23 protein-coding genes are annotated in these 26,234 nt (G+C 72.0%); 12 read left to right on the forward strand and 11 right to left on the reverse strand.

Features of this window, described 5'->3' with window-relative positions; translation table 11 throughout:
• Positions 1-23 precede the first annotated feature (23 nt).
• Positions 24-845, forward strand: coding sequence for an EamA family transporter (locus ACFYZ8_RS16525; RefSeq protein WP_388533194.1), 822 nt, complete (start codon positions 24-26; stop codon positions 843-845).
• Positions 846-859: 14 nt separating this feature from the next.
• On the opposite strand, the gene ACFYZ8_RS16530 is transcribed toward ACFYZ8_RS16525, so the two are convergent.
• Positions 860-2,230 (reverse strand): S1 family peptidase, encoded by a 1,371-nt coding sequence (locus ACFYZ8_RS16530; RefSeq protein ID WP_388533197.1) that lies wholly within the window; start codon positions 2,228-2,230, stop codon positions 860-862.
• Positions 2,231-2,488: 258 nt separating this feature from the next.
• On the opposite strand from ACFYZ8_RS16530, the gene ACFYZ8_RS16535 reads away from it, so the two are divergent.
• Complete coding sequence (locus tag ACFYZ8_RS16535; protein WP_388533199.1) at positions 2,489-2,869, forward strand: PPOX class F420-dependent oxidoreductase; 381 nt, start codon at positions 2,489-2,491, stop codon at positions 2,867-2,869.
• A gap of 39 nt (positions 2,870-2,908) precedes the next feature.
• Here ACFYZ8_RS16535 and ACFYZ8_RS16540 read toward each other — a convergent pair whose 3' ends face one another.
• On the reverse strand, positions 2,909-5,662 hold the full coding sequence (locus ACFYZ8_RS16540) for a hypothetical protein (RefSeq protein ID WP_388533201.1): 2,754 nt from the start codon (positions 5,660-5,662) through the stop codon (positions 2,909-2,911).
• A gap of 237 nt (positions 5,663-5,899) precedes the next feature.
• Here ACFYZ8_RS16540 and ACFYZ8_RS16545 point away from each other — a divergent pair, with 237 nt between their 5' ends.
• On the forward strand, positions 5,900-7,285 hold the full coding sequence (locus ACFYZ8_RS16545; RefSeq protein ID WP_388533204.1) for a Gfo/Idh/MocA family protein: 1,386 nt from the start codon (positions 5,900-5,902) through the stop codon (positions 7,283-7,285).
• A 7-nt stretch (positions 7,286-7,292) separates the two neighbouring features.
• Here the strand turns inward: ACFYZ8_RS16545 and ACFYZ8_RS16550 are convergent, their stop codons facing one another.
• Together ACFYZ8_RS16550 and ACFYZ8_RS16555 are read right to left on the reverse strand one after the other, a co-directional pair.
• Complete coding sequence (locus ACFYZ8_RS16550) at positions 7,293-7,703, reverse strand: OB-fold domain-containing protein (protein WP_359029208.1); 411 nt, start codon at positions 7,701-7,703, stop codon at positions 7,293-7,295.
• 184 nt (positions 7,704-7,887) lie between these two features.
• Positions 7,888-8,577 carry a TetR family transcriptional regulator gene (locus ACFYZ8_RS16555; RefSeq protein WP_359029207.1) on the reverse strand — a complete coding sequence of 230 codons (690 nt, stop codon included), beginning with the start codon at positions 8,575-8,577 and terminating at the stop codon, positions 7,888-7,890.
• A 131-nt stretch (positions 8,578-8,708) separates the two neighbouring features.
• Here ACFYZ8_RS16555 and ACFYZ8_RS16560 point away from each other — a divergent pair, with 131 nt between their 5' ends.
• The 3 genes from ACFYZ8_RS16560 to ACFYZ8_RS16570 all read left to right on the forward strand — a co-directional run bounded on the left by ACFYZ8_RS16560 (position 8,709) and on the right by ACFYZ8_RS16570 (position 10,814).
• Entirely contained in the window at positions 8,709-9,542 is an 834-nt protein-coding gene (locus tag ACFYZ8_RS16560; RefSeq protein ID WP_388533207.1) for a hypothetical protein, read from the forward strand.
• 99 nt (positions 9,543-9,641) lie between these two features.
• On the forward strand, positions 9,642-10,313 hold the full coding sequence (locus tag ACFYZ8_RS16565) for a peptidoglycan-binding domain-containing protein (protein WP_359029205.1): 672 nt from the start codon (positions 9,642-9,644) through the stop codon (positions 10,311-10,313).
• Positions 10,314-10,322: 9 nt separating this feature from the next.
• Positions 10,323-10,814, forward strand: coding sequence for a flavin reductase family protein (locus ACFYZ8_RS16570; RefSeq protein ID WP_388533209.1), 492 nt, complete (start codon positions 10,323-10,325; stop codon positions 10,812-10,814).
• 34 nt (positions 10,815-10,848) lie between these two features.
• On the opposite strand, the gene ACFYZ8_RS16575 is transcribed toward ACFYZ8_RS16570, so the two are convergent.
• From ACFYZ8_RS16575 to ACFYZ8_RS16590, 4 genes are all read right to left on the reverse strand, one after another.
• Positions 10,849-13,194: a SpoIIE family protein phosphatase gene (locus ACFYZ8_RS16575; protein ID WP_388533782.1), complete on the reverse strand. Its 2,346-nt coding sequence runs from the start codon at positions 13,192-13,194 to the stop codon at positions 10,849-10,851.
• Positions 13,195-13,397: 203 nt separating this feature from the next.
• Positions 13,398-13,964 (reverse strand): antibiotic biosynthesis monooxygenase, encoded by a 567-nt coding sequence (locus tag ACFYZ8_RS16580; protein WP_359029203.1) that lies wholly within the window; start codon positions 13,962-13,964, stop codon positions 13,398-13,400.
• A gap of 48 nt (positions 13,965-14,012) precedes the next feature.
• Entirely contained in the window at positions 14,013-14,393 is a 381-nt protein-coding gene (locus tag ACFYZ8_RS16585) for a hypothetical protein (protein ID WP_359029202.1), read from the reverse strand.
• A 365-nt stretch (positions 14,394-14,758) separates the two neighbouring features.
• A complete protein-coding gene (locus ACFYZ8_RS16590; RefSeq protein WP_359029201.1) occupies positions 14,759-15,682 on the reverse strand; it encodes a MurR/RpiR family transcriptional regulator in 924 nt (307 codons plus the stop codon).
• Positions 15,683-15,851: 169 nt separating this feature from the next.
• Between ACFYZ8_RS16590 and ACFYZ8_RS16595 the strand changes: the two genes are divergently transcribed.
• Both ACFYZ8_RS16595 and ACFYZ8_RS16600 read left to right on the forward strand, forming a co-directional pair.
• Positions 15,852-16,013 carry a hypothetical protein gene (locus ACFYZ8_RS16595; protein ID WP_359029200.1) on the forward strand — a complete coding sequence of 54 codons (162 nt, stop codon included), beginning with the start codon at positions 15,852-15,854 and terminating at the stop codon, positions 16,011-16,013.
• A gap of 40 nt (positions 16,014-16,053) precedes the next feature.
• Entirely contained in the window at positions 16,054-16,455 is a 402-nt protein-coding gene (locus ACFYZ8_RS16600) for a DUF3662 domain-containing protein (RefSeq protein ID WP_388533213.1), read from the forward strand.
• 29 nt (positions 16,456-16,484) lie between these two features.
• Here ACFYZ8_RS16600 and ACFYZ8_RS16605 read toward each other — a convergent pair whose 3' ends face one another.
• The 3 genes from ACFYZ8_RS16605 to ACFYZ8_RS16615 all read right to left on the reverse strand — a co-directional run bounded on the left by ACFYZ8_RS16605 (position 16,485) and on the right by ACFYZ8_RS16615 (position 21,256).
• Positions 16,485-18,164: an ArnT family glycosyltransferase gene (locus ACFYZ8_RS16605; RefSeq protein WP_388533784.1), complete on the reverse strand. Its 1,680-nt coding sequence runs from the start codon at positions 18,162-18,164 to the stop codon at positions 16,485-16,487.
• A 93-nt stretch (positions 18,165-18,257) separates the two neighbouring features.
• Complete coding sequence (locus ACFYZ8_RS16610) at positions 18,258-20,189, reverse strand: phosphatase PAP2 family protein (RefSeq protein WP_388533216.1); 1,932 nt, start codon at positions 20,187-20,189, stop codon at positions 18,258-18,260.
• Positions 20,190-20,356: 167 nt separating this feature from the next.
• On the reverse strand, positions 20,357-21,256 hold the full coding sequence (locus ACFYZ8_RS16615; protein WP_388533217.1) for an N-acetylglucosamine kinase: 900 nt from the start codon (positions 21,254-21,256) through the stop codon (positions 20,357-20,359).
• Between the two features lie 309 nt (positions 21,257-21,565).
• Here ACFYZ8_RS16615 and ACFYZ8_RS16620 point away from each other — a divergent pair, with 309 nt between their 5' ends.
• The 4 genes from ACFYZ8_RS16620 (at position 21,566) to ACFYZ8_RS16635 (ending at position 26,233) form a co-directional block, all read left to right on the forward strand.
• Entirely contained in the window at positions 21,566-22,687 is a 1,122-nt protein-coding gene (locus ACFYZ8_RS16620; protein ID WP_388533219.1) for an ROK family protein, read from the forward strand.
• A gap of 278 nt (positions 22,688-22,965) precedes the next feature.
• Positions 22,966-24,288 (forward strand): extracellular solute-binding protein, encoded by a 1,323-nt coding sequence (locus ACFYZ8_RS16625; RefSeq protein ID WP_359029195.1) that lies wholly within the window; start codon positions 22,966-22,968, stop codon positions 24,286-24,288.
• Positions 24,289-24,413: 125 nt separating this feature from the next.
• A complete protein-coding gene (locus ACFYZ8_RS16630; protein ID WP_359029194.1) occupies positions 24,414-25,334 on the forward strand; it encodes a sugar ABC transporter permease in 921 nt (306 codons plus the stop codon).
• Positions 25,331-26,233, forward strand: a complete 903-nt coding sequence (locus tag ACFYZ8_RS16635) for a carbohydrate ABC transporter permease (protein ID WP_359029193.1) — start codon at positions 25,331-25,333, stop codon at positions 26,231-26,233. Before ACFYZ8_RS16630 ends, ACFYZ8_RS16635 begins: the two co-directional genes overlap by 4 nt.
• Position 26,234 lies beyond the last annotated feature (1 nt).

The following is a 26,234-nucleotide window of genomic DNA, read 5'->3' on the forward strand; positions in this document are numbered from 1 at the left end:
CGTCCCAGGGCACCCCTGACGGGATGGGTCCTCTCCTCGCACTGGCCTCAGCGGTCTGCTATGGCATCGTCGACTTCTCCGGCGGCCTGCTCTCCCGCCGCGCCCACTTCGCCGCCGTCACCCTCCTCGGCCAGATCGGCGGCCTGCTCCTCGCGACCACCGCCGCGCTCCTGCTTCCCGCCGACTCCGTACGGTCCGTCGACCTCCTGTGGGGCGCCCTGTCGGGCGTCGGCAGCGGCGCCGCCATGCACTTCCTCAACCGCGGCCTCAGCCACGGCGCGATGAGCGTGGTCGTACCCGTCAGCGCAGTGACCGGGGTCACCCTGTCCGTGGTGTGCGGAGTGATCCTCGGCGACCGGCCGACCGCCGTGGCCTGGCTGGGCATCGTGCTCGCGGCGCCCGCCCTCTGGATGGTCTGCGGCGGCGGCGAGGACGACGGCGGGGGCGTCCCCGCCGGGCTGCTGGCCAGTGCCGGCGTCGCGCTCCAGTACATCGCCCTCGCCCAGGCCGGTGCCTCCAGCGGGCTGTGGCCGGTGGCCGCCGGACGGGTGGCCGCCGTACTCGTGCTGCTGCCCGCGGCGGCGCGGCACCCCCGGCGCCTGGGCCTGCCGCCGGTGCGCGCTCTCCAGGCGGTGCTCGTCGGAGCGGGCGCCGCTCTCGGGCTCATCCTCTATCTGCTCGCCGCGCAGCGGCAGTTGCTGGCCGTCGCCGTCGTCCTGGCCTCCCTCTATCCGGCCCTCCCCGTGATCCTCGGACTCGCCCTGCTGCATGAACGGCTCAGCCGGAGACAGGTGGCAGGTCTCGTGGGAGCGGGGCTGGCCACGGTCCTGCTCAGCCTGGGATGACCCGGGGTCTCAGCTCAGCCCCAGGTGGCCGAGTAGTACCGCTGGTACGCCTTGCGGTCCTGTTCCGAGCGGATGTACCGCGTCGCCACCAGCGCGATCAGGCTTCCGCCGACGACCAGCAGACCGGGCCCGACGTTCCGGGTGTCCGTGAGCCGGCTCAGCAGGGGCGTGCCCTGCGCCCCCTCCACCGCCGCCGAGGAACCGGGGGAAGCGGCGCCGGGAGCGATCGAGCCCTGGGCGGAGGTGGCCGACGGCGCGGGGGAGGACCCGCCCGCGGCGGGGGCCGGGTTCGACACGATCAACCGCATCCCGAGGTCCGCCAGCGCCTTCGTCACCGGCTGGAAGAACGTCGTACCGCCCTGGGTGCAGTCACCGCTGCCGCCCGAGGTGATGCCGAGCGCGATCCCCTCGGAGAACATCGGGCCGCCGCTGTCCCCGGGCTCGGCGCACACGTTCGTCTCGATCAGCCCGGTGACCGTGCCCTCCGGGTAGTTCACCGTCGAGTTGACCCCGGTCACCTGGCCGTCGCGCAGCCCGCTCGTGGAGCCGCTGCGGAACACCCGCTGCCCGATGGACGGATCGCCCGCGCCGGTGATCTGCACGCCCTTGCCGTTGCCGATGAACACGACGCCGGCGCCGTCACCGGCCTTCCCTCCGGCGTACTGCACCAGCGAGAAGTCGTTGCCCGGGAAGCTCTGCGTGACCGTCCTGCCGAGCTGGTTGGTGCCCCCGGTGTCCGCGAACCAGACCGAACCGGCGGGACCGCAGTGCCCGGCGGTGAGGATGAAGTCGCTCTGCCCGTTGGTCACGTTGAAGCCGGCCGAACAGCGTCCGCCGGTCGACAGGATCGGCCGCGCCCCGTTGAGGCGGGGGGTGAAGGTGCCCTCGGTGCGCTCCATGCGGACGAAGCCGCCGATGCCGTCGGCGACCTTCGTCATCGCGGCCCACTCGGACGCCGAGACGGTGCTGTCGCCCTGCACCACCACCTCGTTGGTCCGGTAGTCCATGGACCAGGCGGTCCCCGCGACCCGGGGCGCGGAACGCAGCGTCTTCGCCGCCGACTTGAGCTCGTCCATGCTGTGCCCGACCATCTTGGCCTTGGCGCCCGCCTCCCGTACCTCGGCGGCCGCCTGCGCGTCGGTGACCGCGACGACCGGCCGGCCGTCGGCGCCGATCCAGGTGCCGGCCGTACGGGAGGAGCCCAGCCGCGCCACCAGATCCGCGCCGGTCTGCCCGGCCTTCATGGCGTAGGTGTGCGGTACGGCGGTGGTGGCGGGAGTCTCGCTCGCGACGGCCCGCGTGACCATCACACCTCCCAGGAGGAGTCCGCCGACTGCCGCCAGCCGTGTCACTCGCCGGACGACCCGTCGTCGTGCGTGCCTCATGCATGGCTCCCGAACCCGAACAAGCGGTGTCTGCACCGCAGGGCCCTCCGGTCGTTGAGTGCCCTCCATGCATACGCGGCCGGGGCCGGGCGCGTTCACGACAGCCGGTGATCCGGTGCCGGAGTTCCCTCCGGGGGTGCCTCAACCAGCCACGCACAGACCGGTGTTGGCCGGGTCCCGGCCCAGCCGGCCCAGCCGTCGGACCCGGCGGAGCCGGACTCGTCGCGCCCGTCGAGCGCGTCTGCCTAGACTTCCCTCATGGACGACACGCCGCTGGAGCGGCTCGGCGCGGGCAAGTACCTGCTGCTCACCAGCTTCCGCAAGAACGGCACTCCGGTCGCCACCCCCGTGTGGGTGGTCCGTGACGAGGACGCGCTCGGTGTGTGGTCGGCCGCCGACGCCTGGAAGGTGAAACGGATCCGGGCCCGCGCGGACGTCCTCGTCGGCCCCTGCGACCTGCGGGGCAACCCGACCGGCGACCAGATCCCGGCCAGGGCGGAGATCTGCGACGCGGCGACCACCGCCCGCTACCGGCAGCTCCTGGCCCGCAAGTACGGCGTCCTCGGCCGGCTCACCCTCCTCGGCAGCAGACTGCGCAGGGGGCTGGACGGGACGGTCGGCATCCGCGTGACCTTGTGAAGTGCGGGGCCCGGACAGGCCGGACCCCGCACGGGACGCTCACGGCCGGTCGAGCACCGTCCCCGTCAGCGCCGGCCGGTCAGGCAGCGGCTCGGCGTTGCGGTCGGTCAGCGCGAGGCGCATCGACTCGGTCGGCTCGGCCAGCTGGTCCTGGACGGTCGGCACGACGAAGTCCACGCTGGTGCTCCCCGCGGGGATGTTCATCCAGACCCACAGGTTCGCGTCGGACAGCGGCCGCTCGGGGTCGGGCACGTCACCTGACCAGTCCTTGAGCCACTGCGCGTCCACGTCCTTGGTGGACAGTTCGGTGCCCTCGGTGACCGGAAGCACCCGCACCGGCTCCCACAGGTCCACTGTCGTGGGCGCGTCGATGGACAGCCGCCAGGTCAGCGTCTCTCCCTCGGTCACCTTGTCCGCGACCGGCGACAGGGTGAGCACCGGCTCGGGGTCGTCGTTCTCGGCGGTGACCCCGCCCCGGTGCTGGCCGACGACGGAGTTGCGCACGGCCTTGACGGCGATGTCGTGCTCCACGTCCTCGCCGTAATTGGTGTCACCCTTCACCTCGACCGGTACGTCGATGGCGTTGCTGCCGGGCCGTACCGTCACCAGCCTGCTCGTGGACCGGCCGCTGCCGGGGTCGAGGACGTACACGCGGACCTGACCGCTGCCATGCCCGGAGATCGTCACCGGGACGCGGTAGGTACGGGTGCCGGAGTCGCCCTCCTTGACGACCGTGCGGCCCACGTCGACGCGGGGGAGTGCGGCCGCCCTGACCGCGGGAGTGCCCGGCGCCCAGCCCCAGGCGTCCATCAGCCAGGCCCGTCCGGAGTGTGAACGGGGTGTCAGCTCAAGGGACTTGACGTGCCGCAGATCGAGTCCGGCCCGGGTCGCCGCCGTGAGCGGGACGCGTAGTTCCTGCGCCCAGTAGGACGCGGTGTACTCGGAGCCGGGCAGGCCCGCCATCTCGACCCGGCCCAGCGTCGCCCGGCGGTTCGAGGAGTCGGTGACGGACACGTCGAACTTCGTGCCGGTCGTGTTCGGCGGTACGAAGACCCGCAGCGCGAGCTTCTGCGCACCGCGCAGCGAGAGCGGCTTGGCCGGAGTGACGCGCGCGGCCGTGCCCGGCGCGGACCACTTCAGGGCCACCGCGCCGCGACCGGTCTCCTTCTCCGTCTCCCACCACGCGAAGTGCGGGGACGAGCCCGGAGTGTCCGGGCCCAGACAGGCCACGGCCGGGTTCGGGTCGATCGCGGAGCACAGCCGGGCACCGGCACCGGCCACCTTGGTCCCGGCGTCCGGCAGGAAGCCGCCGCCCCGGCGACCGCCGACCGCGTGGGTCAGCACCCGCGCCGGGTCGGCGGACGGGGCGCGCCTGCCGGAACCGTCGAGCAGCGGAAGCACCCGGTCGTCATCGGCGAGGAAGAGCCGGGCCGCCGCGGCGATGTAGGTGGAGCCCGCCTTGTGCTGCTGTGCGGCGGTCAGGCGGGTCGCGGCACCCGGCGAGCAGACCGGGTCGGGCTGCTGGTCGGGGTCGGACCAGAAGTCGTCCTGGGCCGGCGCCTCGGCCTCGCCCGGCGTCCACTCGCTGTTGAAGAAGTTGTGGTTGGCGCCGACCATGTAGACCGCGCTGTGCAGCGCGGTGCCCTTGCTGACGCCGCGGGTGCCGTCGACGAAGTCCTCGCCCTGGAGGTCCGACACATCGCCGTCGCAGCCCGGCAGCAGGGTCACGGACGGAACGTCGGCGACCGGATTCTGGCCGAAGATCGTCGGTCCGATGAGCACGGTCCCGCGCACCTTCCAGCGCACCGGTCCCCGGTAGCCGTCCTGGGCGGCGGGCGGCGGGTAGAGGCTGTCCATGGCGGCCCGGTTGACGCCCTCACCGCCGCGCGAGTGGCCGACGAGCAGGACCCGGGACAGGTCGGCCCTGGCCGCCTCGCGTACGACGGCCGGGGCGGTGGAGCGGTGGGCGGTCCAGTCGGCCCAGTGGGCGAGATGCTGCCGCACCAGCGAGGAACGCGCCTGCGCGCCGGCGTCCTCGGGCTGCCAGTCCTGGGCGTTGATGCCGTTGGCCGAGATCGACACCGTCACATAGCCCTGGGAGGCCAGGAGTTTCTGGTCGCGCAGGTAGCCCTTGTCGCTGGGGATCGGCTTGTAGCCGTCCGCGCAGGGCCAGTCGATGGTCACGTCGTCCTCGCTGCCCGGCTTGTAGCAGGTCGCGTGACGGCCGTGCAGGAACAGTGCGAGCGGCCGGCTGCCGGTGGCACCCTTCGGCGCCACCACCTGGGCACGCATCTCGACCGGGGTGGCGAACCCCGGCAGGCGTACGGGGTCCAGGTCGTACTCGCCGGTGACCGTGCGGTACGAGCCGGGCTCGCCGGGGTCGACACCGTTCGCCGGTGCCTGCGCGGGGAGCCGCGCCCCTCGCGCGCCGGACTCGCGCGGCCCGTCGGCCGCCGCGTCCAGCCGGCGCCCGGCCGCGGTCACCTGAAGGTTCGTCAGTTCGGTGGAGGCGGCCTTGTCGAGGGCGAGCCGGAAGGTCCGCCCGTCCTTCGCCGGCTTCGGCACTCCGAGCAGCCGGTTCCCGGTGCGGAACTCGACCCGTGCGTCCCCCATGGGCACGGCCTTCGGCGCGCGCCAGACCAGCTCACGCCCCCCGCGCTCCCCGTCGATCCGCCACCCCGGCGGAAGTCCGTTGTCGTTCCTCGCGCTCAACGGCCCCGCGTGGGACGGCTGTTGAGCCTGTGCCAGTCCGGGCGATCCCGCCAGGGCCGCCAGTACGGCCACGGCGGTCACACATATTCGCCGGGCAGGGTTCAATGGTCTCTCCTCAAAACCCCGTGCGCAGACGTCCCGTCGGTCCCGGGCGCCTCTCGCGTCACGTAGGACGGGGGAGGGGTGTCTGTGGGTTGTCTGTGCGGAGCGGCCGTTCGCGGGCGAACGACACGATCAAGCCAGCGAGCCGAGGAGGACGACCGCCATGCACCATGCCACCGGGGACTAGCGGATCACCGGACGGGGGAAGCGCTTTCCATGAGCCGAACTCCCCCTCTCCGCGCGGCCGTCGTCGGTACCGGCCACCGCGCCCAGCTGTTCACCCGGGCCCTCGCCGCCCGCCCCGGCCACCGGGTCGCCGCCCTGTGCGATCCCAGCCCGACCCGCATGGCCTTCCACAACCGCCTGCTCGCCGAGGCCGGCGAACCCGCCGCCGCCCAGTGGGAACCCGACCGGTTCGCCGAGTCTCTCGTCGAGGAGGGCATCGACGAGGTCGTCGTCACCACCGTCGACGCCGAGCACGACCGCTACATCGTCCCCGCGCTCCAGGCCGGCTGCCGGGTGGTCACCGAGAAGCCGATGACCGTCGACGCGGACCGCTGCGCCCGCATCCTCGACACGGTCAGGGAAACCGGCAACTCCCTCACCGTCGCCTTCAACTACCGCTTCAACCCCGTGCACGAGAAGGTCCGCGCCCTGCTCGCCGACGGCGCGATCGGCGAGATTCTCTCCGTCCACTTCGAGTGGCTGCTCGACACCCGGCACGGCGCCGACTACTTCCGCCGCTGGCACCGCGAGAAACGGCACAGCGGCGGCCTGATGGTCCACAAGGCGAGCCATCACTTCGACCTGGTCAACTGGTGGCTCGCCGACGAGCCGCAGGAGGTCTTCGGCTACGGGCGGCTCGGCTTCTACGGCCGTGAGGCGGGCGAACGCCATGGCCTGCGCCACGACTACAGCCGGGCCCACGGGGCGGAGGCGGCCGCCGACGACCCCTTCGCCCTCGACCTCGCGGCCGACGCCACCCTGCGCGCCCTGTACCTCGACGCGGAGCAGGACGACGGGTACCTGCGCGACCGCAACGTCTTCGACGGGCCGGTCACCATCGAGGACGACATGGCGCTGCTGGTCCGCCACGCCCGGGGCGCGACGCTGACGTACCACCTCACCGCCTACTCCCCGTGGGAGGGGTACCGGGTGATGTTCAACGGCAGCGCGGGCCGTCTCGAACTGGAGGTCGAGGAGAGCCGCTGGCAGGCGCCCCGGACCAGGATCACCTCGGCGAGCGGCGCACTGCACGGGGACACCGCGGCCGACCACGCGGGCGGCGCCCGGCTGACCCTGCGGCCCCTGTGGCAGCCCCCGGCCGACGTGCCGCTCGTCACCGCCCACGAGGCGCACGGCGGGGGAGATCCGCGGATGCTCGACGCGCTCTTCGGGCCCGTGGACCCGGGTGCGGGGCGGGTGCGCGAGGACACCGGTCCCGCGACGCATCCGACGGCCACCGAGCGGGACGGTGCCCTGGCGCTGGGCGTGGGGCTCGCCGCCAACCGGTGCTTCGAGACGGGCCGGCCGGTGCGGGTGCGCGATCTGCTCCCCGGACTGTGGACGGGCTCGAAGGCCCGTGACACCGACGGGAGTTGAAGGCGCGTCAGCTCCAGGCGCGGTAGGGCTCGTCGAGCAGTTGGAAGACCGGCTCGCCGCGCACCGGGTCCTTGGCCGTCGACATCCGCACCCGGTCTCCGCTGTGGATCGCGGCGGGCGGGCCCATGACCCGGCCCCGGACGACGAAGCCCTCGGCCAGCTCGATCAACGACACGTTGCGGGCGGCGGGGGTGTTGCGGTGGACCACCGTGGAGTGGCGGACCGTGCCCACGCCCTCGCTGCGCTCGGTGCGCAGGTCGCCGCCCTGGCAGACCGGACACAGCAGCCGGTGGTACATCGCCGTACCGCACCAGGTGCAGCGCTGGAAGAGGATCGCGTCCGTGGCCGGGGCGGCGGGCTCGAGTACGCCCGTCCCGGAGCCGGCTGCCTGACGAGCAATGCCTGAGTGGTGGTACACGCTTGGTCAACTCCCTGCACTCGGCCGGAATCCCACGTGCCCGGGTAACCGTGCACGGACGTGCGCGGCTCCCTGTGCCGCCGTGCACATCGTCAGCGTATGGCACTGAGTGTCAGCCGTAAAGGTACTCGGTACCCTCATTTTGGGCGGGCGGCCGGCGCGCCTCGCCGTACGGCCGTCCGGCTCAGTCCCGCTCCAGGGTGGACTCGATCTCCTGGACCACCCGCCACAGCGGGGCCCCGCGACGGGAGACGATCACCACCACGTCCTCGGGCGGCTCCTCGGCGGACGGGGCCCGCGGCGCCCCGAAGGCGGCCTGCACATAGCCGAGCGCGTGCTCCACCTCCCGCTCGGCGTCGCCCTGGCCGTCCGAGCGCAGCCAGGAGCGCAGGGCGTTGTTGTGCGCCGCGGCCACGGCGGCGGCGATCACGTCGGCCCGCAGCGTCCCGTCGTGCAGGCCCTTCAGACGCCCGCGCAGATACTCGGCGAAGGAGCGCTCGTAGCGCCACACCACGGACAGCTCGTAGGCGCGCAGGCCGGGCACCTGCTTGGTGAGGCGGTAGCGCTGCACGGAGAAGGTCGGGTTCTCGGTGTACATGCGCAGCACCAGCCGCACCGCCTCGCAGACCCGCTCCAGCGGGTCGCAGCCGGGCTCGCTCGCCGCCAGGAAGGCCGTCATGTCGGCCAGGCACCGCTCGTGGTCGGGGAAGACCACGTCCTCCTTGGACGGGAAGTACCGGAAGAACGAACGGCGTCCGACCCCGGCGAGCGCGACGATGTCGTCGACGGTGGTCTGCTCGTAACCCCGTTCCAGGAACAGCTGGAAGGCGGCCGCGACCAGCGCGTCCCGCATGGCGGGCTTGGTGGAGCTCATGGTCGCGAACGTAGCATCCGAACCGCCCACATGGCACTAAGTGCAGCCCTGTGAGGGAACTGAGTGCACTTCTTTGCATGGTCCGGTGGGTGTCGGCATACGATCGGCGCCCGCCCGCCGAGGAGTCCCGCATGCCCCGCCGCCCCGCCCTCCTGTACGTCACCGACCTGGCCTACCAGGCCCGCGGGCGCCGCTACTGCGACGAGGACATCCTGCTCACCTCGCGCCTGAGGGAGGACTTCGACCTCGCCCTGTGCCATCCCCGGGACGCCACCGCCCTGGCGGACGGCTTCGACGCCGTCGTCGTGCGCAACAGCGGGCCGGTCCTGGCGTACCAGGAGGCGTACGAGGCGTTCCGCGAGCGGGCCCTGCGAGAGGGCACACGCGTCTACAACCCGCTGCACGGCAGGGCCGACATGGCGGGCAAGCAGTACCTGCTCGACCTCACGGCCGCGGGACACCCCGTCATCCCGACCGCCGACCGCGCCGAGGACCTGGACCGGCTGCCCTCGGCGGAGCGGTACGTCGTCAAGCCCAGGCTCGGCGCCGACTCCATGGGCCTCAGGATCGTGCCCGCCGACGAGGTGCGCGACCACCTCGACGGGCATGTTCTCGTCCAGCCGCACGTCGACTTCGCGTACGAGGTGTCCTTCTACTTCGTCGACCACGACTTCCAGTACGCCCTGTACGCCCCGCACGCCGACCGGCGCTGGGCACTGGAGCCGTACCGGCCCACCCCCGCGGACCTGGAGTTCGCCCGGCGCTTCATCGACTGGAACGGCCTCGGCCACGGCATCCAGCGCGTGGACGCCTGCCGGGCCCCGGGCGGCGCACTCCTGCTGGTCGAGCTGGAGGACCTCAATCCGTATCTCTCCCTTGACGCCCTGGACGACGACGGCAGGGACGCCTTCGTCGCGGCGACGAAGGCGTCCCTGCACGGGTTCCTCGCCTCCGCTCCCCGATGAGCGGCAGCGCGGGGAGAGCTGAACTCCTGGGCCTCCGACGCCGTATCACTCCCCGGGGGACGGCCGAGACCCGTGTGCGCGGGACGGAAGGAGACCAGGATGCCGACACCGTCGGACCGAGGGGCGCCGCCGGACGGGACACCCGTCGAACCCATCCGGGTGCTGCGCCCGCGCCGCACCGACGCGCTCGCGGAACTGATGAGGGACATGCCGCCCCGAGCGGCCGTCGGATACGAGTCCTTCACGCTGCCCGCCGCGCCGTCGGGAGCCGAGGAGGCCACCGAGCAACTGCCGCCCGTCAGGGACGACCGCGACCGCGCCCGGCGGTCCCGTGACATCCCGCGCGGGCGGGTGCCCGGACTGCGCCGCACGGCGATCGCGGCGGCCGTGACCGCGGCCGCGGTGATCGGCTTCGGCTGCGCGCTCCTGCTCGCCGGCCGCGGGGAGAGCACCGCCGCGGCGGCCCCGCAGCCGACCGCGACCGCCTCCACGACCCCGCCCCCCACTCCGACGGCCTCCGGCGCCGCCGACCCCGACGGCCCCGGCACCCTCCGCCAGGGAGACAGCGGCCCCGACGTGAGCGACCTGCAGGAACGCCTGCGGCGCATCCCGGACGTCTACGACAACGGCTCCACCGACGGCACCTACGACACCACCCTGACGGCCGCGGTGGCCCGCTTCCAGCTCTGGTACGGCATCCGCGGGGACGAGGACGGTGTGTACGGCGACGACACACGGCGGGACCTGGAGTCCCGCACGGGCGGCGGCTGATCGAAGAGGATGGCGGGCATGGACACGTTCATCGACCGGCTCGACCCCGACATGTGCGTCGTGACCGCCGCCGCGGACGGCGACCGTGCCGGCTGTCTCGTCGGATTCGCCTCCCAGTGCTCGATCGAGCCCGTGCGGTACGTGGTGTGGCTGTCGAAGGCCAACCGCACCTACCGGGTGGCCCGCGCCGCGGACCGCCTCGCCGTCCATCTCCTCACCCGCGAACAGCACGGTCTCGCCGAGCTGTTCGGCGGGGAGACGGGCGACCGGACCGACAAGTTCGCCCGGATCCGCTGGCGGGAGGAGGCCGGCGGGGCGGTCGTACTGGAGGAGGCGGCGGCCTGGTTCGTCGGCACGGTCGTGCTGCGCGCCGACGGGGGTGACCACGTCGGGTTCGTCCTGGAGCCGCAGGCGTGGGGTGAGCGCGAGGACACCGGGGGCGACAAGCTGCTGCGGCTGTCCGACGCGACCTCCATCTCGCCGGGCCACCCGGCCGACTGAGCCCGGCAGCGGGTACCGCGCGCGTCCCGGCGGCTCACTCGGGCCCGGACGGCACCCGGATGTCCACGGCGCAGACGTCGTCGCGCCGCTCGCCCTCCAGCAACGAGGCCAGCAGCGGGGTCAGGGAGCCGGGCTCGTCCGTGTGGTGGGCCGCGACCGCCGCGGCGAGCCGGTCCAGCCCCTGGTCGATGCCCTCCGAGGGCCTCTCGACCAGGCCGTCGGTGTAGAGGAGGACACGGTCTCCCGGCTCCAGGACACAGCGTGCCTCCTGGAAGTCCGGGTCGGAGCACGCCCCCAGCAGCATGCCGAGCGGGCGGTCGAGGTAGCGCACCTCCCCGTCGCGCACCAGCAGCGGCGGCGGATGGCCGGCCTGGGCCCACACCAGACAGCGCTCGGCGGGGTCGTAGCGGGCCAGGACCATGGTCGCGGTGCCGTGGGAGTCGCGGGAGTGCAGCAGCAGGGTGTTGAGGCGGGTGAGCGCCCCGGTCAGCGACGAGCCGGTGATGACCATGCCCTTGGCGGCGAAGCGCAGTTGGGCCATCGTGGCCACCGCGTCGATACCGTGCCCGGCGACGTCACCGACGACGAACAGGGCGTCGCCGTCGGGCAGTTCGATGGCGCTGAACCAGTCGCCGCCGACGTGGATCCCCGACTGGGCGGGCAGATAGGCCACTTCGACCCGCAGCCCCGCGAGGCTGACCGGGCGGGTGGGCAGGGGAAGCAGTGCGTGCTGGAGGCGCGCGGCCAGGGTCCGCTCGGCGTGCAGCACGCCGTGCTGCGTCACGATCGCCTGCTCGCTCTCGACGAGGGCCAGTTCGGCGCTGCGCTGGGCGGTGAGGTCCTGGACGAAGCCGTGCACCTCCACGGGTTCGTCGTCGGTGTCCTTCACCACTTCGGCGACCATCCGCAGATGGCGGACCTCGTCCCCGGCCCGGATCCGGAACGGGACGTCGAACTGGAGCCCCGAGCGCACGAGGTGCTGCACCGCGCCGGCCAGCACCGGCGCGTCCTCGGGCAGCGCGAGCCGCGGCAGGTCGGCGAGGGGGACCGGTCCGAGCACCGGATCGCGGTTCATGACGAGGAAGGTCTGGGAGGACCAGCTGCCCTCCCCGGTGACCAGATTCCAGTTCGCCCAGCCCAGGTTCCCCAGCCGCTGCACGTCCGCCAGCCGCTGTTCCTGCCGGTCGGACGAGTCGTGCCGGACCCAGGTGACGACCAGCGCGCCGCCGAGCCGGGCCGAGTGCACCGCGTACGTGGACAGTTCGGCGGCGCCGTCCACGACCTCCTGGTGGGCGAACGGCTCTCCCTCGAAGCGTTCGCCCGTGGTCAGCGTGCGCAGACAGCCGTGCCACACCGCCTCGTCGGCCATGCTCGGGAAGCACTCCAGGACCCGCCGGCCGAGCAGCTGCCGGCCGGTGCGGCCCATGACGTCGACCGCCTCCCTGGTGGCGGCGTCGATGCGGTAGTCCTCGACCTCTCCGGAGGGACCGCGCAGCGGGGTGAGCAGCAGCGCCGAGCCGGGCAGCGAGTCGAACACGGGCTGGGCGGCCGCGGCCGAGGCGGCGGCGCTGTGCTCGGGACGGGCGCCGAAGGAGCGCAGCCAGCCGGCACACAGCCGGACGACGGCCCGCAGCAGCTGCCGTGCCTCGGGTGAGAACGGGCCGCTGCGGGTGCGCAGGATCCCGATGCAGACCTCGGCCCCGTCGCCGGTCGGCACCGGCAGCCAGGCGCGGGACAGCCAGCGCTCGGGCGGGTCCCCTATGAGCAGGTGCCGCTCCCGGTCGGTCGCGAAGTCCTCCAGCCAGCGCGGCTCGCGCGTCCGGAGCGCGTCGAGCGCCGCGAGGCCGCTCAGCGGGGGGACCCGCGCCCACTGGGCGGCCAGGGTGGCGTCGATACCGGCATGGCCGATCAGTTCGAGCCCGCCGGCCGGCAGCGACCGGAAGAGCAGGAGCGCGTCGGCGTCGACGTCGGCCGCGAGCTCCTCCAGGAGACAGGCGGCCAGGTCCCCCGGCGTGGCGACATGGACGAGGGCCTTTCCGAGGCGGCCGAGCGCGGTGAAGCCGTCGTCCAGGTCGCAGGTGTCCTGCCCGGCGGGCCCCGCGGGGACCGGCCGCCCGGATAGCGGGCCGGGCGGCCCGGGAACCGCGGACAGGGGTGCGCCGGGAACGTCACCGACGCCGGGCTCCGTGGCGGCGCCGAGCGGGGGCAGGGAACCGAGGGCGATCCAGCACTGCTCGAGCAGGGTGCGGTTGCCGGCCTTGGCGCGCTGGAGCAGCTCCTCGCCGGCCGCGTCCGGGGTGCAGCCGGTCAACGCCATGAGCGCGCCCCTGGCCCGCTCCAGCACCGCCGAGGTGGCGGCCTGATCCCGCAGCCGGTCCATTTCGGCACGTTGACGGGCCACGACCTTGGCCAGCGCGGCGATGTCGGGCGTGGTACCGGCGTGCGAAGGGCCGGCGGACTCGCTCGTCACGCGTTGAGCATCGCACATGCGCCCCGTGTCGATCGCGGTCTTGTGAACACATCCCACACACCGGTGACCCCGCCGGTTGACGTAACCGGCCGGGCCCCCGGTTCCCGGCGGGGTCAGTCGGCGGGCGGCGGGTACAGCCACCTTCGCAGCAGCCGGCTCAGCAGGGGCATCACCAGGTAGGTGAGCACCGGCAGCAGCACCACCGGGAACACCGCGGCCCGCAGCGGCAGGGGCCAGGCGGCGGTGTGGGGGGCCACCAGCCACTGGATGAGCAGGGTGCAGGGGAAGGCGCCGAGGAACGTGGTCAGCACCATCTTCCAGCGGACCGGGGGCCGCACGGTGGTGCCGGGCAGACTGAACCAGGTCTCGAGCCCGGTGGTCGACTGCCGTTCGCTGCCGAGCTCGGTGGCGATGTCGTCGATCCGCGCGTGCCAGGCCGCGCGCTCGTCCGACTGCAGCCAGGCGGTGAGCCGGTGGGAGTCGGACCAGCGCAGCACCGCGTGGAAGCGGTGGCCGTCCTCGGGGCGCAGCCAGGAGACGCCCTCGTTGCCGGGGAAGCGTCTGGCGCAGTGGGTGATCCCGCGCGTCCAGTGCTCGAACTCCTGCTCCCGGCCGGGGCGCACCTCCCATGTGAGGACCGTGGTGACCGGGTCGCCGCGTCGTACTTCGGTGGTGCTCATGTTCACCACGGGTCCCACGTCCGGCGCGGGTCATGCCCTGCGGGAGGGTCAGCGCCCTTGGTGGTGCTCGACCAGGGCCTGGGTGACGGCGCGGATGCTGCGGGCGATGTGCTGGAGCTGGAGCACCTCGGCCGCGTACAGCTTGATGGTGTGCTCGATGACCGACTCCGGCAGACCGAGCGAGGGCAGGTCCGCCCGGGCGGTCTGCAGCGCGGTGCGGGCGACCCGGATCTCGTGCTGGACCTGGATCTGCGCGTGCCGGGCGAGGAGCACGGTGTGCCGCATCAGGGCCGGATAGCTCGCGTACCGCGCCGGCACCAGCTCACGCAGCCACTTGACCGCGGAGCGCTCCCAGTCGTAGCTGCCGGGCGTCTTGACCTGGCAGGGCCAGTCCGGGCCGGGACGGGTGGTGGTGCGCGGGGTCGTCATCAGGGCCATGGTGTTCGCTTCCGGGTGTGCGGCGTCGTGCGGGTGGTCCGACGGGTTGGGCGGCCCCGGCCTAGGGGATGACCGGGACCGCCATGGGCTCGCGTGCAGGCGAGGCCCTACCGAACACCCCGAGCGCCGACGCGGGTAGGTGACGACGGCCCGGGATGTCCGTAACAGGAGCCCTCTCGGGCGGTGTGGGGGTGGGGACGGGGACGGGGGTGCGGATGTGTCCCGGAGGTGTCCCGGGTGATCCGTGAGCAGTATTTATATATGCCGTCGGCTTGGCAAGCAGTATGAAAACATTCATGCTCGATTTATTACGGCTGGTCCCGTTGCGAAGGCGTTTGACCGGGCGTGCGCGAGGGTCAGTCCCTGAGGAAGAACTGGTGCTGGTCGGAGATCTGCTCGTACTCCTCGAGCCGCGCCTGGGTGCGCTCGGGATCGGCGTCGGTCATGGCCTGGAGCAGGGCGGCGGCGATCACGCCGGGCGCCGCGTAGGAGTCGAAGACCAGCCGGGAACCCGTGCCGGTGGAGAAGACCACGTCCGCCTCGTCGGCCACGTGCCCGAGCGCCAGGTCCGTGACCAGGGCGACCTTCAGTCCGGCGCTGCGGGCGACCCGCAGGGCGGTGAGCGTCTCCTGGGCGTGCCGCGGCATCGAGAACGCCAGCAACCAGGTGCCGCCCGCCTCGCGCGACTGCAGCAGGGCGTCGTAGGCGACGCTGCCGCCGCGGGTGACCAGCCGTACGTCGGGATGGATCCGGCGTGCCGCGTAGGCGAAGTACTCCGCCAGCGACGCCGAGATGCGCAGCCCCAGAATGGTCAGCGGGGTCGATGCGGAGAGCTTGCGGCCGAGCTCGATCATCTGGTCGGGGTCGGCGAAGTCGCGGCGCAGGTTCTCCAGGTTCTCGATCTCCGCGTCGACCGCGGCCTGGAGCTCGTTGCCGCGTGACTCGTCGTCGGCGACCGGGCCGCCGGCCAGCGTGCCCAGTGCGATGGACTGGAGCTTCTCGCGCAGGGCGGGATAGCCGCTGAAGCCCACGGCCGCGGCGAACCGCGTCACCGAGGGCTGGCTCACGCCCACCCGCTCCGCGAGATCGGTGATGGAGAGGAACGCCGCTTCGGTGATGTGCTCGATCAGGTACTGCGCGATGCGCCGCTGCCCCGGGGAGAGCCGGGGCCGGTCGAAGAGCGTCCTGAGCTGGGAGGCCGGGGCCGCCTCGGCTTCCGGTGCGGTCTTGCCCGAGGTGATCGCGGATGCCTGGGCGCGTGCCTGCTGCGGCGATGACACCGGGACGCCTCCTTTGTCTGCCACGGGGAGTCAACATAGCTCACACCCCCCGGTGACCAGCCTTTGTGCGAATCCTTCCGGCGACCGCCGATCGGGACGGGTACGCCGCCCCCGAGCGGGAACCCGCCGCTGGGCAAGACCTTCGACGACACCTGAGGAGCAGCCCCGTATGACGGTCCCCGAGGAGAACCGGCGCAAGACCGACACCACCGACGAGCTCCTGCGCCACCACGAGGAGAACGGGGCCTCCGCCCCCGGCGGCAGCGGACGCACCCTGCGTGAGGCCTTCGAGGAAGCGCGGGTGGAACCCGACGACTTCGCCCAGGAATGACCCCGCACGCGAAACCAGAGCTTTCGGCAGGTGAGAGGGAATGGGTGCGCTGAGCGCGCTGGAACAGGCAATGGAGCACGGCTGGGAAGCGCTGTGGGCGCGGGTCGTCGACCGGGAGCCCGTCGAACTCCTCGACGCTCTGCGGCGCGAGTGCGACAGCAACGTCGTCGTGTGCAGTGAGACCCGGGTGGTGGTGCCGAACGCGTACGACGTCGAACTCGCGGACTTCGCCTACGACGAACTCGTGCGCCGGGGCAGCGACGTGGGCCAGGAGCTCACCGACACCCTGGCCCGGCACGGCGAGCGGCACGGCTATGAATGGGCGGGTCCGCTCACGGTGCACATCACCAGGTCGGGCCAGGTGCCCAACGGCCGTTACCGGGTGGCGAGCAGGGCGATGCCGCACGTGAGCGCCGAGGGGTTCCCGCACGCGGTCCGCTGAGCGGACGCGTCGCACGCCCGGTGCGCCGGTCATCGGCGGTAGATCGTGATCGAGTGACCGACCTCGTCGACGGGACGGCTGCTGTCGATCAACTTGGCCAGCCGTCCCTTCGCCTTGGCGACCGAGGAGTCCGACACCACCAGCAGCCCGCGCACCTCGTCCGCCGGCACCTCGCGCGGATCGGACGCCTCGATGCCGTAGGCGGACGGCACCCCGCTGCCCTTGTAGACGAGCCAGATCCGCTCGTGTGGGTAGCGCTCGCGCAGCCGGTCGGCGAGCCGGCCGAGGTCCTGGCCCCAGTCGACGTTGGAGTCGTGCAGCCGCAGATGGGTGCGGTCCGGTCCGCCGAACGCCTCGTTGGAGTACGGCAGGTAGTAGGGATAGGTCCGCACCGAGCTGACCGCGACGAACAGCACCAGCACCGCGGTCGCGACCGTCGCCCAGCGTCGGCGTACCGCGAGGACACACCCCGCGGCCACCGTCAGGAACATGGGCAGGAAGAGCGCGTACCGGGTGCCGAAGTCGCGTGAGCCCGTCATGGCCGAGGCCAGCAGTACCCCGGCGGGCACGAGCAGATAGGGCGCGGCGGGCCGCAGCCGCCGTACCGCGACGAGCGCGACGGCACCGGCGGCCCACAGCGCGAGCAGCCCCAGCGGGGTCTTCACCAGGAGCGCGGCGGGCAGGTAGTACCAGAGGTGCCCGGTGTACAGCCGCCCGAAGAGGAAGCCTTCCCACGGGTGGTTCTCGAAGCGGAACTGCAGGCGCATCCCGTCCGCGTAGGCCTGCGGGAACGGCAGCAGGTCGGCGAGGGTCCCCCGCAGCCCGTGCACCACCGGCACCGGGTCCTGGGACGTCCACCGCAGCCGCGGATCGACCACCAGATACGAGGCCCATACGACGGCGACGGCCGCCAGCGTCAGAACGGCCGTCCCCGCCAGGACCTGCACCAGACGCCGGCGCGTCTCGTCACCGCGACACGCGGTCCATACCGAGAGGGCGGCCAGTCCCAGCAGGACCGGCACGGCCGGCAGCGCGCTCATCTTCGTCGCCAGCGCCGCCCCGAGCGCGAGCCCGGCGAGCGGCACGTACAGGCGTGGCCGCGCGCGGGCCCGCCACAGCAGCCAGACCGAGGTCAGCAGGAACCCGGCCATCGGCACGTCGAGCGTGGCCAGCGAACCGTGGGCGACGACATCCGGGGAGAAGGCGTACAGGGCCAGTGCCGCGAGGCCCGCCGTCCGTCCGGCGAGTTCCCGGGCGAAGGCGAACACGACCAGCCCGAACAGCAGCGTCAGCACGATCACCGGGAGCCGGGCCCAGAACATCAGCCGCCAGGGGTCGTTGCCCGACTCGTACAGCAGATGGGGGCCCAGGTCGATCTGGGGGCCGTCGAACGCCGTGTCGACGTGCGGGTCGGCGATCGCCACCCCGGCGGCGACCACGAGCTTGCCGAGCGGCGGGTGCTCGGGGTTGTAGCGGATGCCCTGGCCGTGCAGGTACTCGGCGGCGGTGGCCACATAGACCGGCTCGTCGATCGTGGGGGTCTGCTGCACGGCGGTCGTGATCATCACGGCGGCCATCTGCGCGAGCAGCACGACGACGAGGAGCGGCACCAGCCACCGCCGGACCGGCCGCGGGTGCCGTACCTCGTCGTCGCGTGACCCGGACCCGGTGGCCGGGTCCAGGACCGTCTGCTGCTCGCTCGCCATCATCCGCCCCGCGGTGAGCCCGGCCGGGCGGTGGCGGGAGCGATCCGGAGCCACCTCATGAGGGCCACTCTCGCATCAGCTCCCGCACCGGGGGCGTCACCGCTTCAGGAGTCGTACCGACAGACCTTCCGCCGTGTAGACGGGTACGGCCCGCAGGGTGCCGGAGTTCAGCTCGACACGGTCGAACTGGCCGCGCAGTCCGTGGCAGCCGAGGACACGGACCGTCTGCCCGGCCTTCGGCGGCTTGTTCGCGTCCAGCTTGAGCGAGAGGACGCTGCCGGCGCCGAGCACCGCGCGCCGCGTCACCTCCAGGACCGGCTCCTGGCCCGAGCGCAGGGTGAGCTCCAGCGCGCCGGCCTCCTGGCTGTACGTGCCGTGCACCTGGAGCGACGTGCCGCCCACCGTCAGTTTCCCGCCCTGCACCCGCACGTCGCCGTGGCCGAGCGCGTGCGCGGAACCCGCGACCAGGGCGCCCTCCTTGAGCACGGTCCCGCCGGTGTACCGGTTGTGCCCCGTCAGGGTGAGGGTGCCGCTGCCCCGCTTGGTCAGACCGCCACAGCCGCCGATGTCGTTGCGCCAGGCGTCCGCCGCGTGGAAGCCGCCCGCGGCCGCGTCCAGCGTGACGGTGACGTCGGTGTCGAAGGAGCCGTAGCCGTCCGCCGCCGCGAACAGGTTGAGCCGGCCCCACTGCTCGAAGCCGTCCAGCAGGACGTAGCCCGAGGGCAGCCCGGTGGTCCGCAGCACCTCACGGCGCTGCGCCGCGTCCAGGTACGGCAGCCGCGTCTCCAGCAGCACCTCCGCGCCCTTGGGCACGGTGAAGGGCTGGTTGCCGCCGTCACGGTGCAGTACGTAGGTCAGTCGGGGGCTGACGGAACGGGCGTTGGCGTCCCGGTCCGCGTAGGCGTCGGTGGCGTCCGAGTGGGCGTAGCCGAAGAGGGTGTCGGCCGTGGTGCCGGTCCGCTCGGTGAAGTACGTGAGCGCCTGCGCCCGGGCCGCGGCCTTGAGGCCGGCGTTCGCGGGGTCGGCCAGCGTGGCGGCGGCCAGCGCGGTGGCCATGATGCGGCCGCCCATGACGTCGACCGTCGAGTGCATGCCGGACATGATCCGGGTGTGGCTCAGCTCGAAGGCGCGGGTCACCAGCTCCTGGAAGCGCTCCGGAACGGCGTACGCGAAGGCCAGGCCCGCCAGGTGGAAGGCGTTGGTGTGGCCGCTCGGGAAGCCCCCGTCGTCCACCGGCGAGGTGCTGCGCTGACGCAGCAGCTGAGGGGCGACGATCACCTCGGAGTCGTAGACCGGGTAGCCGAGCGCGTCCTTGGCGCCGGTGTCGACGACCTGGCTGTCCTCGTTCATGCGCCACGGGCGCGGGTACTGGAAGGCGTACTTGCCGGGGTTGCCCGAGGCGTACGGGCCGCGCACGGTGTCGACCAGCTTGGCCACCAGGCCGAGCGAGGAGTCGTAGGAGCCGGCGCCGAGCGCGGAGCCCGCCGGGGCGTCGGCCGGGACGGCGTCGCTGATAGTGGTCGCCGGGGTGGAGTCGGGGGCGCTGGTGATCGAGGTGACCGCCTTGGCGCCGGAGCGGTAGAGGCCGGCGAGCGGGCCGAGGCCGCCGATCATGGCGTAGCTCTGGTGCTGGCGGTCGTAGAGGAAGGCCTCCTTGGCCTGTGCCTCGGTGCGCGCCTGGGTGATCCGGGCGCAGTAGCGCATGTTGGCGCGCAGTATCTCGGGCCGCAGCGGGGCGCCGGTGTTCCAGGCGTCGCCGGTCTTCCACACCCGGGCGAAGCCGCCGAGCGCCCGCACCACCGCGTTCGTCTCGGGCGTCAGGTTCGCCATGACGTTGGACTTGTAGTCGTCCACGAACGCGACGGGAGCGGTGGCCGCCTTGGCGTCCGCGGCGCCCAGCCAGGAGGCGAAGGTGGGCGCGGCCAGGACACCCGCCGAGGCGCCCAGGGACGTCTTGAGGAATCCCCTTCGCTTCAGGGCGCGTTCGGTGAGCGGCGCGGGGGAGTGCTGCCCGGCGGATGACGGCATGGGTGGGCCTCTCTGGAGTTCTGCGGCCGTACGGCCGGGGGCTGGTGCGGATGCGACTCATGATGCGCCGGACGACGTGTGCGCCGAATGCGCTTTCCGAAGACGTACGAGCGAAGATCTACGGGCGAGTCATGTCGGACCGGAGGAGACTCGGCGTCCGGCGGATGTCACAGAAGTGAACGGGCCATCGCGACCGCGCCGTTCACCGGCGGCGCCCGCAGCGGGCGCGGGCGGGCCGACGGCACGCTGTCGGCCAGCGCCGCCGCGAAGGCGTCGTACAGCGAGGGCTGGGCGAGGACGGTGCTGCCCGCGACCACGACGTCGTCGACCACCACCCCGCGGGCGGCGAGCCGTTCGACCAGTGCGGCCAGGGCCCGGCCCGCCTCGGCGATCACGGTGCGGGCGAGCGGGGATCCGGCCTCGGCGGCGGCGAAGACGGCCGGGGCGTGCCGGCCCCAGTCGGCGGAGGCGGACGTGGCGTGTTCCAACGCGGCGCCGAGCGTGGGTACTTCGGGGACGTCGAACCCGGCGAGCAGCGCGAGGGCCAGCGCGTCGGGCTCCTCGCCGCGGTCGTGCGCCGCCCATACGGCACGCACGGCCTCGCGGACCAGACCGGCGGCCCCGCCCTCGTCACCGAGGAGGGCACCCCAGCCGCCCACCTGGACCGCGGAGCCGTCGGCGAAACGGCCCACGGCGACGGAACCGGTGCCGGCCACCAGGCCGACCCCCTTGTCCAGGCCCGCCGCGGGAACGAGCAGTTCGGCGTCGCCCACGACCAGCGCGGGCGCGTCGAAGTGGAGTTGGAGCGCGGTGCGGATCTGCTTGCACTGGCGCGGGGTCTCGCAGGCGTGGCCGCCGACGGCGAGGGCGGAGGGGCGGACGCCCGCGGGCAGTGCGGCGGCGGCCAGCGCGGCCAGCCAGCCGGCGGCGGCCACGGGGTCGTGCGGCCGCCAGCCGCTGCTGGAACGGACGTAATCGGCCACCAGGGCGTCGCCCGCGTACGCGCGGAACTGGGTCTTGGTGCCGCCCACGTCGATGCCGACAACCAGGGGTGCGGTGTCCTGCACGGAACCTCTTTCGTCGTTGCGCTGTGTGCTGCGACGGTGGGCGAACCGGGCCGGAGGGCAAGGCAGTTGGAAGGCTAGGGAAGCCCCGGGACGGGCCTCTGACGGACCACGGCAGGCGAGTACCGTGACGTTCGTTAGGAAGTTAACTAACGAAGTACAGTGCGTGTCAATAGCCGTCGCGTCGTCGACTTCCCGGGCCTTGCGCCCGGGGCGGGCACGCGCGACGCCGGAGCAACCCATCGCCGCCTCCCACCGAGCCGCTCGGCCCGGCAGAGCGGCCTGTGACCTGGGGGAACTGTGGAACGTGACGTGGTGAGAGCCCCCCGTCTGACCGACAGCGCGAGCGCCGTCTTCGCCGTGCTGGCCCAGGCCGGCACCGCGACCCGGCCCCAGCTGGCGAGCCTCGCGCGCCTGTCCAAGCCGACGGTCTCCTCCGCCGTCGCCGAACTGGAGGGCGTCCATCTCGCCGCCCACTCCGGCACCTCCTCCGGCGCCACGGGCCGCAGCGCCGCCGTATACCGTCTGGGTCCGGCCGCGGGTGCCGTCCTCGCCGTGGACCTGGGCCCGGCGCTGACCAGGGTCCGCGGCTGCGCCCTGGACGGCACCCTGCTCGCGGAGGCCACCGGGCCCCGGGAGGACGCGGCCGACGTCGTGCGGGACGCTCTCTCGGCGCTGCCCGCCGACGCTCCGCTGCGCACCATCGTGGTGGCCGTCGGTGACGTCACCGCGCCGCAGCGGATGCGCCCCGCCACGGCCAAGGCCGGCCCCGTCTTCGACGCGGTGGCCGTCGCGCTGCCGTCCGGAGTCCCCGTCCACCTGGAGAACAACGTCAACTGCGCCGCCCTCGCCGAACTGCACGAGGGTGCCGCGCGCGGCCGTGACACCTTCGGCTATCTGCGGATCGGCGTCGGTATCGGTCTCGGCATCGTCGTAGGCGGCCATGTGCTGGCGGGGGCCAACGGCGCCGCCGGAGAGCTCGCCCGGCTGCCCTACCCCTGGGACGACGATCTGGAGCCCCGCCACGAGGCCCTGGAGGAGTACATCGGGTCCCGCTCCCTGCTGCGCCGGGCCGCGGCGGCCTGGCCGGAATCGGACGGCGCCTGCCCGCGCACCGCCGAACAGCTCTTCACCCTCGCCGGACAGGGCAGTGCCGCGGCCCGCGCGATCGTCGGCAGACACGCCGTGGACGTGGGCCGGCTGGCCGCCGCCGTGACCGCCGTACTCGATCCGGGACTGCTGGTTCTGGGCGGCAGCACGGGTGCGTTTCCGCAGCTCCTGCCCGGGGTCAGGGCCGAACTGCAACGGCTGAGCTGGCCCACCGAGGTGGTCAGCAGCCAGGTCGGCGATCTCGGCACCGTCGTGGGGGCCGCCCGCCTCGCGGTCGCCAGAGGAGTCCAAACCGTGACCCAGGCGGCGCGGAAGAAGGATTGACGGTTTCGGACTCGGTCTGCCAATGTCCGGACAAGCGCTTTCTAAGTCGGCCGGGACGTCGGCTTGGAGCGAGCGTCCCGCCCGTACTTCGACGTACGGCAACCGCACCAGGGCGAGCTTGTGCGGCGACGGCCACGACGGCCGGGGACCCTCGCCCGTCAGGATGACGCGGCCGGGCGAGGCCGCGCCCTCGGAAAGCAAACCTCCTGCAAACTGCACCTGTGCCGCCTCGGTCGGCGCCGTGCTCCGTCCCCTACGACGAAAAAAAGGGATCGAAGATGACCACTGTGGGTGTGCGGCGCTCTCGCCGACTCGGCCGCGGCGGCATGCGCCGCCTTGTTCCCCTCGCTGCCGCTGTCGCGGCAGGTGCTCTGACGCTCACCGCCTGTGGCGGGGACTCCGGCTCCGGCGGAACCTCCAAGTCCCTGACGTTCTGGATCTCCACGGTCCCGGGTCAGGACGCGGGCTGGAAGAAGATGGTGGCGCAGTACAAGAAGGAAACCGGCGTCAACCTCAAGCTCGTCAACATCCCCTACGACGGCTACACCACGAAGCTGCACAACGCCGCGCAGGCGAACTCCCTGCCCGACGTGGCGGCCGTGCCGGCCCTTGACCCGATCTGGTCGAGCAAGCTGCTCGACCTCAGCTCCATCGCCAACAACAAGAGCAACAACATCAACGCCAACTTCCTGGCGAAGGACTCGTCCGGGAAGGTGCTGTCCATCCCCTCGGACGTCACCGCGTCCGGCCTGTTCATCAACAAGTCGCTGTTCGAGAAGGCCGGCGTGTCCTTCCCGACCGAGCCGTCGAAGACCTGGACCTGGACCGACTTCATCGCCGCGGCCAACAAGGTCCGCGAGAAGACCGGCGCCAAGTACTCCCTGACCTTCGACCAGTCGCCCTCCCGGCTGCGCGCCATGGTGTACGAGATGGGCGGCAAGTACGTCCACGCCGACGACTCCGGCAAGTTCTCGGTGGACGCGGCGACCAAGAAGGCCGTGAACACCTTCGTCGGCTGGAACGACGACAAGACCATGCCGAAGTCGGTGTGGACCAGCGGCGCCGACCCGTCCGCCATGTTCCAGAGCGGTGACGTGGTCGCGTACTGGTCCGGCGTCTGGCAGGTCGCCTCCTTCGCGGACAGCATCAAGAAGTTCGAGTGGGCGAGCGTCCCGACCCCGGCCCAGCCGGTGCAGGCCAGTGACGTCAACAGCGGCGGCATGGTGGTCGGCTTCAACAACAACGGCGACGCGTCCAAGGCCGCGACGAAGTTCCTGTCCTGGCTGTACGAGCCGGCCCACTACAAGACCCTGTGCGAGACGTCCGGGTTCCTGCCGGTCGAGAGCGGTCTGAACCCGGCGTACCCCTTCAAGTCCGAGGCGGCGCAGGCGGCGTTCAAGCTCTACAACGAGGAGATCCCGCTCTACGCCCCGATCTCCGGCTACTTCAACAGCGCGCAGACCAACTGGGTGCTGAAGGGCAAGAGCCTCACCGAGGACCCGACCAAGACGGAGCTCGGCAAGGCCATCAACGGCCAGCAGTCGGCCGACAAGGCCCTGCAGAACATCGTGGACGGCTACAACCAGCAGGTCGGCGGCTGATCGCAGGCCACCAGCGCCCGGGCGGCGGTGTCCCGATCCCGCCGCCCGGCCCCGGCCCTCCACGAGATGCCGGGCTCATGGCCCGAGCCCACCGCAATCCCTTCCACCAGCACGGAGTCAGGAAGATGACAAAACGCGCCTCGGACGTGTCTGTGAGCCCGCCGAGTCCGCCCAGGAGACGCAGTAAGTACACTCTCGCGCCGCTCGTCCTCATCGCGGCCAACGTCGTGCTCTTCGCGCTGTTCTTCGTCTGGCCGGCGGTGATCGGGCTCGTCTACTCCTTCACGAACTACACGGGCGTGGGGGTGTTCCAGTGGGTCGGGCTGGACAACTACCAGAACCTGTTCGGGGACTCCACGTTCTACGACGCGCTGAGCAGGACGCTGCTGTACACCGTCCTCTTCGTGCCGCTCAACTTCGTGGTCTCGCTGCTCGCCGCCAACCTGGTGGTGAGCAAGCACGCCAAGGGCGGCTCGGTCGCCCGCGTCGTCTTCTTCATCCCGTGGCTGCTGTCGCCCATCGTCGTGGGTGTCCTGTGGCGGTGGATGTTCGGTGAGAACTTCGGTCTGGTCAACTACGTCATAGAGAAGTTCGGCGGAGACGCCGTTCCGTGGCAGTCGAACGCGGACCTCTCGTTGCTCGTGGTGGTGATGGCCGCCGCCTGGGCCTGGACCGGCTTCACTATGCTGCTGTTCATCGCGGCGATCAAGAACGTACCGGTGTCGTACTACGAGGCCGCCTCGCTCGACGGCGCCGGCCCCTGGCGCCAGTTCTTCAGCATCACCCTGCCGAGCATCGCGCCCACCTCGTTCATCGTCATCCTGCTCAACACGATCAACGCGATGAAGGAGTACCCGGTGTTCGTCGCCCTCAACAACGGCGGACCCGGCACGTCGAACAACCTCCTCGTCCAGTACATCTACGAGACCGGCTTCAAACGGGGCCAGATCGGCTACGCGAGCGCAGCGTCGTTCGTGCTCATGCTCATCCTGATGGCCGTCGCGGTCATCCAGCTGATCGTCAACCGGCGGGTGGAGAACCGATGACAACCACTGACATCCCGCGCCCGGCCGACGTCGGCTCCGGACGGAGCGTCTCCAGGAAGCGGCCCCGCAAGACGGCCACCGGCGGTCTGCGGCAGGCGGTGTCCGCCACGACACTGCTGTGGATCATGGCCTGCCTGTACGGGTTCCCGGTGCTGTGGTTCATCCTCAGCTCCCTCAAGCCGGCCAGTGACCTGTTCTCCTATCCGCTGACGCTGATCCCGCACAATCCCACCCTGTCGGGATTCAAGGCGGCGTGGGACAGCGCCAACTTCTCCCAGTACTTCATCAACACGGCCATCGTGTGCGTGATCACGACGATCCTCACGGTGGGTGTCAGCTGCTGCACCGGGTACGCGCTGGCCAAGTACGACAACAAATGGCTCAAGGCGTTCTTCCTCTGCATCCTGGCCACCACGATGCTGCCGAGCGAGGTCATGCTGGCCCCGGAGTTCCTGGTGGTCCGCAACCTCGGCCTCTACAACTCGTTCGCCGGCATCATCCTCCCGGCCGTGCTCACGGCGACCGGATGCTTCATGTTCCGCCAGTTCTTCCTGACGGTTCCCGACGAACTGGTCGAGGCCGCACGCATCGACGGGGCCCGCGAGCTGTCGATCTTCCTGCGGATCATGGTGCCGCTCTCCCGGCCCATCATGCTGACCCTCGCCATCCTGTCCTTCCAGTGGCGGTGGAACGACTACATCTGGCCGCTGCTGATGCTGAACGACCCGAACAAGTTCACCGTGCAGATCGGTATCCAGAGCATCGTCGGCGCCCAGAACATCAACTGGTCGGTGCTGCTCGGCGCTTCGGTCATCTCGATGATCCCGCTGATCGCCATCTTCCTGGTCTTCCAGCGCTACGTGATGGGCGCCGACATCAACGCCGGTCTGAAGGACTGAC

The sequence above is a fragment of the Streptomyces sp. NPDC001668 genome, assembly GCF_042893155.1.
GTDB lineage: Bacteria > Actinomycetota > Actinomycetes > Streptomycetales > Streptomycetaceae > Streptomyces.